Here is a 15461-nt window from a genome sequence, read left to right on the forward strand (position 1 = left end):
TTGAAGGGCCTGCTGCAATGACCCTCCCCGCTCTGCTCCCCCGCCTTGCTCCGCTGGCGCTGGCCCTGGCCGCCGCACCCGTGGCCGCGCAGGAGATCGTGCCGACCGCCACCACCACACCGGCCGGTTGCGCGGCCATCGACACCGACGCCGCCCGCCTGGCCTGCTACGACCGGCTGTTCGGCCGCAGTGCCGAGGCCACCGCCGCCGCCGATGCGGCCGCCCAGCAGGCCGCACAGACGCTGCGCGAACAACGCCGCGCCGCACGCCTGAGCCAGGGTGAAGAGAACCTGCGCGCCCGCGTGGGTGACATCTTCCGCCCTGCCCCGGATGACAGCGCGCTGGCCAACGCCGGCCGTGGCTCGCTGCTGGACAGCCGCTGGGAACTGGCCGAAGACTCCAAGCTGGGCCCGTTCCAGCTGCGCGCCTATAAGCCGGTGTACCTGCTGCCCGCGTTCTGGACCAGCGACAAGAACCAGATGCCGCAGTCGCCGAACCCGGCCAACAGCGTGACCACGCCGCAGGTGCTGGACAGCACCGAGCTGAAGTTCCAGATCAGCTTCAAGACCAAGATCGCCGAGAACCTGTTCGGCGACAACGGTGATATCTGGGCCGGCTATACCCAGAGCTCGCGCTGGCAGGCCTACAACGCCGAGAATTCCCGCCCCTTCCGCGAAACGAACTACGAGCCGGAAGTGATGATGGTGTTCCGCAATGGCTATTCGATCGGCGGCTGGCGCGGGCGCATGACCGGCATCAGCCTGAACCACCAGTCCAACGGCCGCGCCGACCCGCTGTCGCGCAGCTGGAACCGGGTGATGCTCAACATCGGCCTGGACCGCGAAAACTGGGCGCTGGTACTGCGGCCCTGGTACCGCATTCCGGAAACACGCAGCGACGACAACAACCCGGACATCGAAGACTACATGGGCCGTGGCGATGCCACGCTGATCTGGAACCGCAACGGCCACGAGGTCTCGCTGATGGCACGCCATTCGCTGCGCACCGGCGACCGCTCGCACGGCGCGCTGCAGCTCGATTACGGCTTCCCGATCAGCAACCTGCTGCGCGGCCACGTGCAGATCTTCGACGGCTACGGCGAAAGCCTGATCGACTACAACCACAAGGCCACCTACGTGGGCGTTGGCGTGTCGCTGCTGGAGTGGTTCTGATGACCGTGACGATCTGGCACAACCCGGCGTGCAGCAATTCGCGCGGGGCCCTGGCCTTGATCCGCGAGGCCGGCATCGAACCGGTGGTGGTGGATTACCTGGGCACCCCGCCTGACATCGCGACCCTGCGTGCGGTGCTGGCCGAATCCGGCCTGAGCGCCGCTGAGCTGGTGCGCAGCAAGGAGGCGCAGTTCGCCGAACTGGGCCTGGCCGATGCGGATGACGCCGCGCTGTTGGCCGCGATGGCCGAACACCCGCGCCTGATCAATCGGCCGGTGGTGCGCACGCCCAAGGGCACGCGGCTGTGCCGACCGCCGGAAACCGTGCTGGAGCTGTTGTAAGCCACCCGCCTTGGTAGAGTCGACTGTCAGTCGACTGCTGTTCGCCCAGGCCACGAAAATCCCGCGCTACGCGCGGCCACCCGCCCCGGTAGAGCCGAGCCATGCTCGGCTGGCCCTGCGCTTGGCCCTGGGGTCAGAGCCCCTTCGGGGATCTGACCCCGGGACCGCCACCGGTCGATCAAACCCGCTCGGTAGAGTCGACTGTCAGTCGACTGCCCTTCGCGCAGGCCACGAAAACCCCGCGCTGCGCGCGATAGTCGACTGACAGTCGACTCTACCCCGTCGTGTCGCGGGCGATCATGGCCCGCCAACGAAAAACGGCGCCCTGCGACGCCGTTCTCCGTGGTTCCGTTGCGGATTACTCGACCACCACCGGAATCTTGCCGATGCGGGCCTGCCATTCGCGCGGGCCGGTCTTGTGCACCGATTCGCCGGTGGAATCGACTGCCACGGTCACCGGCATGTCCTGCACGGTGAATTCGTAGATCGCTTCCATGCCCAGATCGGCGAAACCGACCACCTTGGCCGCCTTGATCGCCTTGGACACCAGGTAGGCCGAACCACCGACGGCCATCAGGTAGGCCGACTTGTGCTTCTTGATTGCCTCGATGGCGGCCGGGCCGCGCTCGGCCTTGCCGACCATGCCCAGCAGGCCGGTCTGCGCCAGCACCTGCTCGGTGAACTTGTCCATGCGGGTGGCGGTGGTCGGGCCGGCCGGGCCCACCACTTCGTCGCGCACCGGATCGACCGGGCCCACGTAGTAGATGAAGCGACCCTTCAGGTCGACCGGCAGTTCCTCACCCTTGTTGAGCATGTCGACCATGCGCTTGTGCGCGGCGTCGCGGCCGGTCAGCAGCTTGCCGTTGAGCAGCAGGGTCTGGCCCGGCTTCCAGTTGGCCACGTCTTCGGGGGTGATCGTGTCCAGGTCCACGCGGGTGCCCTTGGACGCGTCGTAGGTCAGCTTCGGCCAGTCTTCCAGCGACGGCGGGTCCAGCATCACCGGGCCGCTGCCATCCAGGGTGAAGTGCGCATGGCGGGTGGCCGCGCAGTTCGGGATCATCGCCACCGGCAGGTTGGCCGCGTGGGTCGGGTAATCGTTGATCTTGATGTCCAGCACGGTGGTCAGGCCGCCCAGGCCCTGCGCGCCGATGCCCAGCGCATTGACCTTTTCGTACAGTCCCAGGCGCAGCTCTTCGATGCGGTTGGATGCACCACGGGCCTGCAGCTCGGTGATGTCGATCGGCTCCATCAGCGCTTCCTTGGCCAGCAGCATTGCCTTTTCGGCGGTGCCGCCAATGCCGATGCCGAGCATGCCCGGCGGGCACCAGCCAGCGCCCATGGTCGGCACGGTCTTCAGCACCCAGTCGACGATGGAGTCGGACGGGTTGAGCATGGCGAACTTGGTCTTGGCTTCCGAACCACCGCCCTTGGCGGCCACGATCACATCGACCGTGTTGCCCGGCACCACCTTCACGTTCACCACGCCCGGGGTGTTGTCGTTGGTGTTGATGCGCTTGCCGGCCGGATCGGCCAGCACCGAGGCGCGCAGCTTGTTGTCCGGGTGCAGATAGGCGCGGCGCACGCCTTCATTGGCCATGTCTTCCACGCCCATGGTGGCGTCGTCCCAACGCACGTCCATGCCGATTTCCAGGAACACGGTGACGATGCCGGTGTCCTGGCAGATCGGACGGTGGCCTTCGGCGCACATCCGCGAATTGATCAGGATCTGGGCCATCGCTTCCTTCGCGGCCGGCGACTCTTCGCGCTCGTAGGCAGCGGCGAGGTTCTTGATGTAGTCGACCGGGTGGTAGTACGAGATGTACTGCAGCGCGTCGGCGATGGACTGGATGAGGTCTTCCTGCTTGATCGATGTCACGGCTTGCTCGCTTGCTCAAGGCTGGCGGGGGTAATCCGCCCATTTTACCCCCTCCGCCGACTGCGCGTAGATTCGCAGGGGCCAGATCCCTTTCCGGCGGAAAGGGCTCTGACCCCGCCCCCCTTGTCACGCCCCCGCCCTCTCTGGCGTCCTTGCCAACATGAACGCTGAATCGACCTTCCAGACCCACCGCCCGCGCCTGATGGCGCTGGCCTACCGCCTGCTGGGCAGCCGCGCCGACGCCGAGGATGTCGTCCAGGACGCCTGGCTGCGCTGGTCCGGCGCCGACCCGGCCAGCGTGCGCGATGCCGAGGCGTGGCTGGTGACCGCGACCACGCGACTGGGCCTGGACCGCCTGCGCGCGGCCCGGCGCGAGCGCGCGCACTACGTGGGCCCGTGGCTGGCCGAACCGCTGGCGATCAGCCTGGAACCCGACCCGGCCCCTGGCCCGGCGCAACGCCACGCGCTGGCCGACGATGTGTCGGTGGCCTTCCTGACCCTGCTGGAACAGTTGGGACCGGAAGAGCGCGCCGCGTTCCTGCTGAAGGAAGTGTTCGACCACGACTATGCCGAGATCGCCGAGCTGATCGGCCACAGCCAGGCCAACTGCCGCCAGCTGGTGCATCGGGCCCGGCAGCGTCTGCAGGCCGGGCGCCCGCGCTTCAACGCCGATGCCAGCCAGCACCGCGAACTGCTGGCGCGCTTCATGCACGCCACCCAGCAGGGCGACAGCCAGGCCGTGCAGGCCCTGCTGCATGCCAACGCGCGCCTGGTCTCCGATGGCGGCGGCGTGGTGACCGCCGCGATCCGGCCGCTGCTGGGCGCCGAGCGCATCGGTCGGCTGTTCTGGGCCATTGCCCAGCGCGGCCTGGGCCACACCGCGCAGCTGGGCTATGTGAACGGCGAACCGGCGATCCTGCGCTTCGATGGCCAGCGCCTGCATTCGGTCACCACGGTGCAGGTGGTGGACGGGCGCATCGCCGAGGTCTACAGCGTGCTGAATCCGGAAAAATTGCCGGCGGTTGTCACGGCGGCGGACGCGGCGGCGTCCTGGTAGTGAAAGGCGGCCATCGTGGCCGCCGTGGAGCCGAACATGTCCGACCACGCCTCTCCCCGCGTTCCCTACACCCGCCTGGCCGCCGAGGCCTTCAAGGGCCTGCTGGCCACCAGCAAGGCGGTGCATGACAGCTCGATCGACCCGACGTTGATGGAACTGGTGTTCCTGCGCGTGTCCCAGCTCAATGGCTGTGGTTACTGCATGGACATGCACGGCACTGCGCTGCGCAAGGGCGGCATCGAGCCACGCAAGCTGGACACCCTGCCCGCGTGGCACGAAAGCCGCTTCTTCGATGCCCGCGAACGCGCTGCGCTGGGCTGGGCCGAGGCGCTGACCCGGCTGACCGATGGCGCACCGTCGCAGGTCGCGTTCGATGCGCTGGCCCCGCACTTCGATGAGAAGGGCATCAGCGACCTGAGCATGGGCATTGCGGTGATCAATGCCTGGAACCGGCTGGGCGCCGGCCTGCTGCCGCCGCTGCCGTAAGGGGGGTTGCCTGGCCGGGCTGCGCCCGGCACCCGCAGAGGCAACGGCCAGAGCAAGAGCAACGTCAACAGCTGGGGCTCTGTGGGATGGCGGGGCGGGTCAGGTCGCAGGGGACGCTGCACGTACGTCCATGTAAGCTCGGTCGCCGCATCCATGCGGCTCACGCCCCTGCGACCTGGCCCGCCCCGCCGTCGACAGATGTCCCGCTGCTGTTGGTAGGTGTCGACCTTGGTCGACACGATGGGTCCACCTCATGCGTGGATGTGCGGGCTCAGATGGGGTCGGATCCCCTCGCATGGCGAAGGGCTCTGACCCCGAGGTGCGGTGGCGGGGTCAGAGCCCTTTGCGCTGCAAAGGGATCTGACCCCATCTGACCCCATCTGCACGCCGTGCGCGCGCACAATGGCGGCATGCCTGCTGCCAACGAAAAGAAACCCAGCCTGCGCCAGCGCTTCAAGGCCATGCGCAACCTGCCGCCGTTCCTGCGCCAGGTATGGCAGACCAGCCCGGCATTGACCCTGGCCAGCCTTGGCCTGCGCATCATCCGCGCCCTGCTGCCGGTGGCGATGCTGTACGTGGGCAAGCTGATCATCGATCGTGGATGTGAGAGCTCAGATGGGGTCGGATCCCTTCGCATGGCGAAGGGCTCTGACCCCGAGGTGCGGTGGCGGGGTCAGAGCCCTTTGCGCTGCAAAGGGATCTGACCCCATCTGACCCCATCTGCACGCCGTGCGCGCGCACAATGGCGGCATGCCTGCTGCCAACGAAAAGAAACCCAGCCTGCGCCAGCGCTTCAAGGCCATGCGCAACCTGCCGCCGTTCCTGCGCCAGGTATGGCAGACCAGCCCGGCATTGACCCTGGCCAGCCTTGGCCTGCGCATCATCCGCGCCCTGCTGCCGGTGGCGATGCTGTACGTGGGCAAGCTGATCATCGATACCGCCCTGCACCTGAGCCAGCACGGTGCCGGCTTCCCGCCGTTGAACGAAGCGCTGTCCAGCGGCCTGTTGAACCCGCTGCTGGGATTGCTGGCGCTGGAATTCGGCCTGGCCATCGCCTCGGACCTGCTGGGGCGGCTGGTCAGCTACGCCGACGCGCTGCTGTCGGAACTGTTCGCCAACGCCACCAGCGTGCGCTTGATGGAACATGCTGCCACGCTGGACCTGGAAGACTTCGAAGACCCCGACCTGCAGGACAAACTGGACCGCGCCCGGCGCCAGACCATGGGCCGGATGAACCTGATGAGCCAGTTGTTCGGCCAGGTGCAGGATGCGATCACCGTGGTCAGCCTGGCCGTGGGCCTGCTGGTCTACGCGCCGTGGCTGATCGTGCTGCTGGCGCTGGCCCTGGTGCCCGCCTTCATCGGTGAATCGCACTTCAACGCGGCCGGCTACAGCCTCAACTTCCTGTGGACGCCTGAGCGCCGCCAGCTGGACTACCTGCGCCAGCTCGGCGCCAGCGTGGAAACGGCCAAGGAAGTAAAGATCTTCAACCTGCACCGTTTCCTGGTGGAGCGCTACCGACGGCTGTCGGCGGCGCTGTTCCTGGCCAACCGTTCGCTGGCGCGGCGCCGCGCGTTCTGGGGCACGCTGCTGGCGGCGCTGGGCACGCTGGGCTACTACACCGCCTACGCCTACATCGCCTGGCGCACCGTGCGCGGGGATTTCAGCATCGGTGACCTGACCTTCCTGGCCGGCAGTTTCCTGCGCCTGCGCCAGCTGCTGGAAGGACTGCTGATCGGGTTCTCGCAGGTGGCCAGCCAGGCGCTGTACCTGGACGATCTGTATTCGTTCTTCCAGATCCAGCCGGAAATCCATTCGCACGACAACGCCGTGGCCGTGCCGCGCCCGATCCAGCAGGGATTCGTGTTCGAGAACGTGGGCTTCCGCTACCCCGATGCCGAGCAGTGGGCCGTACGCCACCTGGACTTCCAGCTGCACGCCGGCGAAGTACTGGCCCTGGTGGGCGAGAACGGCGCCGGCAAGACCACCCTGGTGAAGCTGCTGGCACGCCTGTACGAGCCGGATGAAGGCCGCATCCTGCTGGACGGGCGCGACCTGCGCGACTACGACCTGGACGACCTGCGCGCCAACCTGGGCGTGATCTTCCAGGATTTCGTGCGCTACAACCTGACCGCCGCCGAGAACATCGGCGTGGGCCAGGTGGAGGCCATGGCCGACCAGGCGCGCATTGCAGATGCGGCACGCCGCGGCATGGCCGAAGAGGTGATCGATGCCCTGCCCGGTGGCTACGAACAGCTGATCGGGCGGCGCTTCAAGCAGGGCGTGGACCTGTCCGGGGGGCAGTGGCAGAAGATCGCCATCGCCCGCGCATGGATGCGCGATGCGCAGGTGATGATCCTGGACGAGCCCACCGCGGCACTGGATGCCCGCGCCGAGTTCGAAGTGTTCCAGCGCTTCCGCGAGCTGGCCGAGCAGCGCACCGCGGTGCTTATTTCGCACCGTTTCTCTTCGGTGCGCATGGCCGATCGCATCCTGGTGCTGGCCGAAGGTCGGCTGGAGGCCAGCGGCACCCACGCCGAACTGATGGCCCAGGGCGGGCGCTATGCCGAGCTGTTCGAACTGCAGGCGGCGGGCTATCGCTGAACCGTGCCGGCGGCCTGAGAACGCCTCTCGTTCCGGCCAATGAGAACTTCTCTCATTTGGGGTAGAATGGAGGGGACGAAACCATGCCCCGACTACCCCCATGTCTTCTGCTTTCGGCGCCGAAACGGTGCTTGAGGTCCGCCACTGGACCGACGCCTACTTCAGCTTCACCCTGACCCGCGACAGCGGTTTCCGTTTCGAGAACGGCCAGTTCGTGATGATCGGCCTGGAAACCGAGGCGCGGCCGCTGCTGCGCGCCTATTCCATCGCCAGCGCGAACTGGGAAGAGCATCTGGAGTTCTTCAGCATCAAGGTGCAGGACGGCCCGCTGACCTCACGCCTGCAGCACATCAAGCCGGGCGACAAGGTGCTGGTTGGCAAGAAGCCCACCGGCACCCTGCTGATCAGCGACCTGCACCCGGGCAAGAACCTGTACCTGCTGGGCACCGGCACCGGCATGGCGCCGTGGCTGTCAGTCATCAAGGACCCGGAAACCTACGAGCGCTTCGACAAGGTGATCCTGTGCCACGGCGTGCGCTACGAAAAGGACCTGGCCTACCGCGATTACTTCGAAAAGGAACTGCGTGAGCACGAGTTCCTGGGCGAAATGATCGGCGACAAGCTGCTGTACTACCCGGCCGTGACCCGCGAACCGTTCGCCAACCAGGGCCGCCTGACCTCGCTGATGGAAAGCGGCGAGATGCAGCGCACCCTGGGCCTGCCGGAACTGAACCCGGAAAACGACCGCGCGATGATCTGCGGCAGCCCGCAGATGCTGGCCGACCTGCGCGCAGTGCTCGATGCACGCGGCTTCCAGGTCTCGCCGCGCATCGGCCAGCCGGGCCACTACGTGTTCGAGCGCGCGTTCGTCGAAAAGTAAGTCCTGCCCTGCCCTGCCCCTTGCGTGGACGCTGCCTTCCCGGCATCGTCTGCGCTGCACGGGCCGTCGGTCCGAACAGGGGCTCAAGGATGACGAACAAGCGGTTCCCGCAGTCGGTGCGGGCGTGGGTATGTGCGGCCGCGCTTGCGGTCATGGCCGTTCCGGCCCTGGCCGCATCGCCCGCCCCCGGTGAGGTGCCGCCACAGGCGCTGGGCAACGACCGCCAGGGCAAGCCGGTCAACCTGGCCGACCAACGCGGCAAGGTGGTCATCGTGACCTTCTGGGCGTCCTGGTGCGGGCCCTGCCGCAAGGAACTGCCGATCCTGGCGCACCTGCAGAAGGTCGTCGGCGAAGACGCGATGAAGGTCTACGCGATCAACTGGGGCGAGCCGCGCAACGACGTCAACCGGCTGGTGCGCCACCGCGACTGGCCGAAGCTGGACTACCTGCACGATCCGCGTGGCGCCTTGGCCGAGCAGTACGGCATCGCCGCGGTGCCACACATGTTCATCATCGGTCGCGATGGACAGGTCGCCCATGCCCATCGCGGCTACAGCGAAGCGAGCCTGCCGGGCATCCTCGAGGAAATCATCGCTGCGCTGCCCGAAGACGTGCGCAATCGCCCATCGCAGGCGGGCGCGGCAGCCAACTGAGCGGCGGCAAGCGCGCGCAACGCCGGGCATGACCCGGCGCTACCCCGGGGCGTGGGCGGTTACAGCAGCGCTTCGATGGCCCCACGCAGCTGCTCGGGCTTGGTGGTGGGCGCGAAGCGGTCCACCACGTTGCCCTGCCGATCGACCAGGAACTTGCTGAAGTTCCACTTGATGCGCGCGCTGCCCAGCAGCCCGCGCTTCTGCTGCGACAGCCACGCCCACAGCGGGTCGGCTCCTTCGCCATTGACCTCGATCTTCTGCGACAGCGGGAAGCTGACCGGGTAATCCAGCGAGCAGAACTGGCGGATCTGCGCTGCATCGCCCGGCTCCTGCGCGCCGAACTGGTTGCAGGGGAAGCCGACCACCACCAGACCCCGCTCGCGGTAGTCCTGCCACAGCTGCTCCAGCCCGGTGTACTGCGGGGTGAAGCCGCAGCGGCTGGCCACGTTCACCAGCAGCAGCGGGCGACCGGCGTACTGGGCCAGGGCCTGCGGCTGGCCGTCCAGGTCTACGAAGGTGAAGTCGAAGGCGGTGGCCATGGCAGCGTTCCGGGCGGGAAACCCCCATGGTAATCGCAGCGGGCCACCCCGCGCGGGCGGCGTCCATGCCTTTCGACACAAGTGCCCAGCCCGCTGCGCAGGTTACGCTCGGGCCCTTGTCTGTCTTACCGGAGTTACGCCTTGACCACCCGCCTTGCCCTTGCCGTGGCCATGACCCTCGGCCTTGCCCTGCCCGCCTATTCGGCCAGCGCTGCCACCCCGGCGGCTGCCGCCAACGCCCAGCAGGCCAACCCGTTCTTCGCCGACAGCCCGCTGCCGCTGCACTTCCCGCAGTTCGACAAGATCAAGGACAGCGACTTCGCCCCGGCCTTCGACGCCGGCATGGCGCAGCAACTGAAGGAAGTGGAGGCGATTGCCAACAACAAGGCCAAGCCGACCTTCGACAACACCATCATCGCCCTGGAAAAGAGCGGTGACGTGCTGGACCGTGCGACCACCGTGTTCTTCAGCCTGGTCGGCGCCGACACCAACGACGCACGCAAGAAGCTGCAGGCCGACTACTCGGCGAAGTTCGCCGCACACAGCGATGCGATCGCCCTGAACGGCAAGCTGTTCGCGCGCATCCAGGCGCTGTATGACACCCGCACCCAGCTGGGCCTGGATGCCGAAGGCGTGCGCCTGGTCGAGAAGTACTACGACAACTACGTGCGCGCCGGCGCCAAGCTGTCCGAGGCCGACAAGGCCACGCTGAAGAAGATGAATGCCGAGCTGGCCAACCTGGGCACCAAGTTCAGCCAGAACGTGCAGTCGGAAGTGAATGCTTCGGCGATCACGGTCAACGACGTGAAGGAACTGGACGGGCTGTCGCAGGAACAGATCGCCGCCGCTGCCGAAGCCGCCAAGGCCCGTGGCCTGGACGGCAAGTACGTGATCACCCTGCTCAACACCACCGGCCAGCCGCCGCTGACCAACCTGGCCAACCGTGCACTGCGCCAGAAGATCTACGAAGCGTCGATCAGCCGTGGCAGCCGTGGCGGTGAGTTCGACAACACCGCGCTGGTCTCGCGCATCATGCAGCTGCGTGCCGACAAGGCCAAGCTGATGGGCTTTGCCAACTTCGCCGCCTACAACCTGACCAACCAGACCGCCAAGACCCCCGAAGCGGTCAACGCCATGCTGGGCAAGCTGGCCCCGGCCGCGGTGGCCAACGCCAAGCGCGAAGCCGCCGACCTGCAGGCGATGATCGACAAGGAACAGAAGGCCGCCGGCAAGCCGACCTTCGCTCTGGAACCGTGGGACTGGGCGTTCTACAGCGAGAAGGTGCGCCAGGCCAAGTACAACTTCGACGAGTCGCAGCTGAAGCCGTACTTCGAAATGAAGAACGTGCTGGAAAACGGCGTGTTCTTCGCCGCCAACCAGGAATTTGGCCTGACCTTCAAGCAGCGCACCGACCTGCCGGTCTACCACGATGACGTGACCGTCTACGACGTGTTCGATGCCGATGGCAGCCAGCTGGCGATCTTCATCTTCGACCCGTACGCGCGCGCTTCCAAGCGTGGCGGTGCGTGGATGAACTCCTACGTTTCGCAGTCCGAGCTGACCGGCTTCAAGCCGGTGGTGGCCAACCACCTGAACATCCCCAAGCCGCCGGCCGGCCAGCCGACGCTGCTGACCTGGGATGAAGTGACCACCACCTTCCACGAGTTCGGCCACGCCCTGCACGGCATGTTCTCCAACGTGAAGTACCCGTACTTCTCGGGCACCGCGGTGCCGCGTGACTTCGTCGAGTTCCCCTCGCAGGTGAACGAGATGTGGTCGGACAACCCGGCCATCCTGAAGAACTACGCCAAGCACTACCAGAACGGTTCGGCCATGCCGCAGGCGCTGCTGGACAAGGTGCTGGCCGCGGCCAAGTTCAACCAGGGCTTTGCCACCACCGAATACCTGGGTGCGGCCATGCTGGACCAGCGCTGGCACCAGATCGGCGCTGACCAGGTGCCGGCGGCCAAGGACGTGATGGCCTTCGAACGTGCGGCCCTGGAAAAGGACGGCATCTACTACGCGCCGGTGCCGCCGCGCTACAAGACCCCGTACTTCAGCCACATCATGGGTGGCTACTCGGCCGGCTACTACGCCTACATCTGGTCGGAAGTGCTGGACGCCAACACCCAGAAGTGGTTCCGCGACAACGGCGGCCTGAGCCGCAAGAATGGCGACCACTTCCGCGCCACCCTGCTGTCCAAGGGCGGCAGCGTGGATGCCATGCAGCTGTTCCGCGATTTCGCCGGCCACGAGCCGCAGATCGAACCGCTGCTGGAAAAGCGTGGCCTGACCGGCGCCGGCAACTGATCGCCCGCCTGGTAGCGTGAAACGAAAACCGCCCGGGAAACCGGGCGGTTTTTTTGTTGGCCGGGGTCAGATCCCTTTCCGCAGGAAAGGGCTCTGACCCTATGCCTCGACCCCATGCCCGCCCTCAACGCGGCGCGACGTATCCACCCGGCACGCCCTCGGGCGACAGCACCAGCTGCCACAGCTGCGCATGGCGGCAGCGGAAGCTGGCCATCGAACCGGCCAGGTAGAACCGCCACATGCGGCGGAAGCGCTCGTCGTAGCGCTGCGCGTCCAGGGTCGGCCAGGCCGCTTCGACATTCCGCCGCCACGCCTGCAGCGTCAGGTCGTAGTCGGTGCCGAAGTTGTGCCAGTCCTCCAGCACGAACTGCCCTTCGAACGCGCGGCTGATCTGCACCGCCGAGGGCAGCATCGAGTTGGGAAAGATGTAGCGGGCGATCCACGGGTCGGTGCGGTGGCGGGAAACGTTGCTGCCGATGGTGTGCAGCAGCAGCAGGCCACGTGGCGACAGGCAGCGCCGTGCCACCTCGAAGAAACTGCCGTAATTCTTGTCGCCCACGTGTTCGAACATGCCGATCGAGAAAATCGCATCGAACGGTTCGTCCAGTTCGCGGTAATCCTGCAGGCGGATCTCGATCGGCAACCCGGCACAGCGCTCACGGGCGAACGCAGCCTGCTCCTGGGAAATGGTCACGCCCACACCGCTGACGCCGTAGCGCTCGGCAGCGTACTTCAATGCTTCGCCCCAGCCGCAGCCGATGTCCAGCACCCGCTGGCCCGGGCGCAGGCCCAGCTTGCGGCAGACCAGATCCAGCTTGGCCTCCTGCGCCGCATCCAGGTCCACCGCGTTGCGCCAGTAGCCACAGCTGTAGACCATGTACTGGCCCAGCATGGCCTGGTAGAGATCGTTGCCCAGGTCGTAATGGCGCCGGCCCACCTCGTAGCTGCCCTGCCCGGCCTGCAGGTTGAACAGGCGCGCTTTCAAGGCATCGGCCACTTCGCGCCAGCCGTGCACGCGCTCATCCAGGTGCGCCTGCATCAGCTGCACCAGGAATTCATCCAGCACGTTGGCGTCCCACCAGCCATCCATGTAGCTTTCGCCCAGGCCGAGCGAGCCCTGGCCCATGACCCGCGCGAAGAAGCGCGGGTCATGTACCTGGATGTCCTGTGGCTGGGTGCCGCCAATGCGGACCCCGGCTTCGTGGAGCAGGCCGGTCACCCGCTCCTGCAACCCTGTATCCACGACACCTCCTGCTGGGCGGTCAACCGCGGGCGAACAGCTCCACGTAGTCCTTGGCCACGTGCGGCAGCAGCACGGCGGCCGGCACATCAGCGGTCTGCGTGCCATCCGAATACGGCCCCACCTGGTAGGGCGGGAACACGAACCGCAGGGCGGTGATCTGGCCCTTATCATCGGTCAGCGGCTGGAACTGGCTGAAGTTGTCGGCCTGCGGGCCGGTGCCCTCGGCAATCATGCGCGAGGCATTGCGCAGCGATTCCTGCAGTTCGGCCGGTTCCATGTCTTCGCCGCTCAGGCGCGTGGCCACGCGCTCGCGCAGCTGGTCGGCGACGAAATCACTGACCGCCTTCCAGCCCTTGCTGTCGGCCACCAGCTTGTCGGCGCTCAGCATCTGCTGCTGCGGCGGCAGCCAGACGAAGCGTGCCACCAGCGGTTCGCCGTGGGCGCCACCGGTGTAGCGACTGCCATCGGCACTGACCACCACCAGCTGCGGGGTTTCCAGCACTTTCTCGAAGCTCAGCGACAGCTCGTAAGGCATGGTCGGCTTGTCGTTGCCCAGGCCATCGAGCGCCTGCTGCAGATCGCTGCGTGCCGAGGTCGCGTAGTCCTGCAGCGCGCGGGCCAGGCCCGGGTAGCGGTCGATGCCGGCCGGGTAACTGATTCCCACCACCTCGCGTTCGTTGTTCTCGATCACATCGCGCAGGTCCAGCGGCGCTTCAGCGGCAGGCGCCTGCACCGTGGCCGGCGCGCTGGCATCCGCGCTGGGTGCGCTGTCGGTGGCCGGTGCCGCATCGTCGCCGCGCTGGCAACCGGCCAGCAGCAGCACGCCCATTGCCCCGGCCAGCACGCTTGCGCGCAACGGCCGGTTGTTTCCGTTCTTCATCGGGATCCCCTGTTCATGTTCGTACATCATCGCCCGCGGTGGCTGAAGCGTGGCCCGCCGGCATCACCCCACCAGCAGGTCGTGGAACTCCTCGTGCCGCTGCAGGAATGCCTCGGCATAGGCGCAGGCCGGCACCACTTTGTACTTGTGCTCCCGGGCGAAGCGTAGCGCCACCCGCGTCAACTCGCCGGCAACACCGCGGCCGGCAATCGGCTCGGGCACTTCGGTGTGGGTGATCACCATGCGCTTGCGCTTGAGCTGGTAGTCCAGCACCGCCACGTGCCCGCGTACGCGGGCGGTGAAACGGTGGTTGGCCTGGTCATGCGCGACCTCATAGGCCAGACCGGGGGGTGTGACCGAAGCCATGGGACTGTCTCCTGCGGCGACTGCGTGGATGGTGCGCAGCCGGGCGCCATGATCGCGTGAAGCCTGAACAGGGGCAAGGACTGCCGGGCTGCGTCAGTTTGTGCCCCTCAAGCTGCAGCGCGGGCGGCCGCTAACCCCTTCGCAGGGGTACGGCCGCGCTGGCACGGCCCTTGCGAAAGATGTCCCCGTACTCTGCCGTGGAGGCCCGTCATGCACCCCAACCCGTCCCCATCCGATACCGACCGCGCCCTGCTGGAAGGCCTCCTGCAGCTGGCTGTGGAAGGGCAGACCGAAGAGCAGGACTTCCAGCGCATCGGCGAGGAAGTGTATTCGCGGCTGCTGGATACCTACGGCCAGGCCAGCCAGGCCTGAAACCGGGTAGACCGGGGTCGGATCCAGCGGATCCGACCCCAGGCACGCTTCAGCCGCCCAGGCTGAAGGTGGGGTTGGACAGCTCGCGCAGGAAGTGGCTGAAGATGGCCGGCTGCATGGCCAGCATGAAGATGATGCCGAACGCTGCGCCCGCCAGATGCGCGCTGTGGTTGATGCGATCGCCGCCGCGCTTGTCCATCCAGATGCTGTAGCCGACGTAGAACGCGGCATACACGATCGCCGGCGCGGGAATGAAGAACACCAGGATGATCTTCCAGGGGTTCAGCAGGATGTAGGCGAACAGCACCGCCGACACCGCACCGGACGCGCCCAGGCTGAGGTAGTTCGGATTCTTCTGGTTCTTCAGGTAGCTGGGCAGGATCGACACCAGCAGCGCCCCCAGGTAGAACGCGGGATAGGTCAGGAAGCTGCCGGTCAGCTGCACCATCACGCTCTCGATGTATCCCCCGAAGAAGAACAGGGTGAACATGTTGAAGATCAGGTGCGGCCAGTCGGCATGGATGAAGCCGTAGGTGACCAGGCGGTCGTACTGGCGGTGGCGGTCCACCGCCGGCGGCCACAGGATCAGGCGGTCAGCCAGCTTGCGGTTGTTGAACGCCATCCAGGACAGCACGGCGGTGATGGCGATCAACAGGAGATTGACGGGGGTCATGTCAGGTCA

General features: G+C 66.7%; 15 protein-coding genes and 1 pseudogene. 10 read left to right on the forward strand and 6 right to left on the reverse strand.

Features of this window, described 5'->3' with window-relative positions; genetic code table 11:
* The first annotated feature begins 17 nt into the window (after positions 1-17).
* Both C1931_RS12765 and arsC read left to right on the forward strand, forming a co-directional pair.
* Positions 18-1172 (forward strand): phospholipase A, encoded by a 1155-nt coding sequence (locus C1931_RS12765; protein ID WP_108756627.1) that lies wholly within the window; start codon positions 18-20, stop codon positions 1170-1172.
* A complete protein-coding gene (gene arsC, locus C1931_RS12770; RefSeq protein ID WP_108756628.1) occupies positions 1172-1513 on the forward strand; it encodes an arsenate reductase (glutaredoxin) in 342 nt (113 codons plus the stop codon). Before C1931_RS12765 ends, arsC begins: the two co-directional genes overlap by 1 nt.
* A gap of 358 nt (positions 1514-1871) precedes the next feature.
* Here the strand turns inward: arsC and C1931_RS12775 are convergent, their stop codons facing one another.
* Complete coding sequence (locus tag C1931_RS12775; RefSeq protein ID WP_108756629.1) at positions 1872-3389, reverse strand: fumarate hydratase; 1518 nt, start codon at positions 3387-3389, stop codon at positions 1872-1874.
* A 160-nt stretch (positions 3390-3549) separates the two neighbouring features.
* Between C1931_RS12775 and C1931_RS12780 the strand changes: the two genes are divergently transcribed.
* The 6 genes and pseudogenes from C1931_RS12780 (at position 3550) to C1931_RS12805 (ending at position 9069) form a co-directional block, all read left to right on the forward strand.
* On the forward strand, positions 3550-4446 hold the full coding sequence (locus C1931_RS12780; RefSeq protein ID WP_108756630.1) for an RNA polymerase sigma-70 factor: 897 nt from the start codon (positions 3550-3552) through the stop codon (positions 4444-4446).
* A 36-nt stretch (positions 4447-4482) separates the two neighbouring features.
* Positions 4483-4932 carry a carboxymuconolactone decarboxylase family protein gene (locus tag C1931_RS12785; RefSeq protein WP_108756631.1) on the forward strand — a complete coding sequence of 150 codons (450 nt, stop codon included), beginning with the start codon at positions 4483-4485 and terminating at the stop codon, positions 4930-4932.
* A gap of 410 nt (positions 4933-5342) precedes the next feature.
* Positions 5343-5528, forward strand: a pseudogene (locus tag C1931_RS20625) (hypothetical protein); the annotation flags it as partial.
* Positions 5529-5682: 154 nt separating this feature from the next.
* Complete coding sequence (locus tag C1931_RS12795) at positions 5683-7536, forward strand: ABC transporter ATP-binding protein (RefSeq protein ID WP_108757756.1); 1854 nt, start codon at positions 5683-5685, stop codon at positions 7534-7536.
* A gap of 100 nt (positions 7537-7636) precedes the next feature.
* Entirely contained in the window at positions 7637-8416 is a 780-nt protein-coding gene (locus tag C1931_RS12800; RefSeq protein WP_108753581.1) for a ferredoxin--NADP reductase, read from the forward strand.
* Between the two features lie 89 nt (positions 8417-8505).
* Positions 8506-9069, forward strand: coding sequence for a TlpA disulfide reductase family protein (locus C1931_RS12805; RefSeq protein WP_234412662.1), 564 nt, complete (start codon positions 8506-8508; stop codon positions 9067-9069).
* Positions 9070-9128: 59 nt separating this feature from the next.
* Here C1931_RS12805 and C1931_RS12810 read toward each other — a convergent pair whose 3' ends face one another.
* On the reverse strand, positions 9129-9608 hold the full coding sequence (locus tag C1931_RS12810) for a glutathione peroxidase (protein WP_108756632.1): 480 nt from the start codon (positions 9606-9608) through the stop codon (positions 9129-9131).
* Positions 9609-9749: 141 nt separating this feature from the next.
* Here C1931_RS12810 and C1931_RS12815 point away from each other — a divergent pair, with 141 nt between their 5' ends.
* Positions 9750-11918: a M3 family metallopeptidase gene (locus C1931_RS12815; RefSeq protein ID WP_108753583.1), complete on the forward strand. Its 2169-nt coding sequence runs from the start codon at positions 9750-9752 to the stop codon at positions 11916-11918.
* Between the two features lie 124 nt (positions 11919-12042).
* Here C1931_RS12815 and cfa read toward each other — a convergent pair whose 3' ends face one another.
* The 3 genes from cfa to C1931_RS12830 are packed head-to-tail and all read right to left on the reverse strand — an operon-like array spanning position 12043 to position 14407.
* A complete protein-coding gene (gene cfa, locus C1931_RS12820) occupies positions 12043-13161 on the reverse strand; it encodes a cyclopropane fatty acyl phospholipid synthase (RefSeq protein ID WP_108756633.1) in 1119 nt (372 codons plus the stop codon).
* Positions 13162-13180: 19 nt separating this feature from the next.
* Positions 13181-14068 (reverse strand): DUF3298 and DUF4163 domain-containing protein, encoded by an 888-nt coding sequence (locus tag C1931_RS12825; protein ID WP_108757758.1) that lies wholly within the window; start codon positions 14066-14068, stop codon positions 13181-13183.
* 36 nt (positions 14069-14104) lie between these two features.
* Positions 14105-14407 carry a GNAT family N-acetyltransferase gene (locus C1931_RS12830; RefSeq protein ID WP_108750076.1) on the reverse strand — a complete coding sequence of 101 codons (303 nt, stop codon included), beginning with the start codon at positions 14405-14407 and terminating at the stop codon, positions 14105-14107.
* Between the two features lie 210 nt (positions 14408-14617).
* Here C1931_RS12830 and C1931_RS20425 point away from each other — a divergent pair, with 210 nt between their 5' ends.
* On the forward strand, positions 14618-14779 hold the full coding sequence (locus tag C1931_RS20425; protein WP_199911963.1) for a hypothetical protein: 162 nt from the start codon (positions 14618-14620) through the stop codon (positions 14777-14779).
* A gap of 49 nt (positions 14780-14828) precedes the next feature.
* Here C1931_RS20425 and C1931_RS12835 read toward each other — a convergent pair whose 3' ends face one another.
* On the reverse strand, positions 14829-15452 hold the full coding sequence (locus C1931_RS12835; protein ID WP_108750077.1) for a rhomboid family intramembrane serine protease: 624 nt from the start codon (positions 15450-15452) through the stop codon (positions 14829-14831).
* Positions 15453-15461 lie beyond the last annotated feature (9 nt).

Origin of the sequence: Stenotrophomonas sp. YAU14A_MKIMI4_1 (genome assembly GCF_003086855.1) — a bacterium.
Classification (GTDB): Bacteria; Pseudomonadota; Gammaproteobacteria; order Xanthomonadales; family Xanthomonadaceae; genus Stenotrophomonas.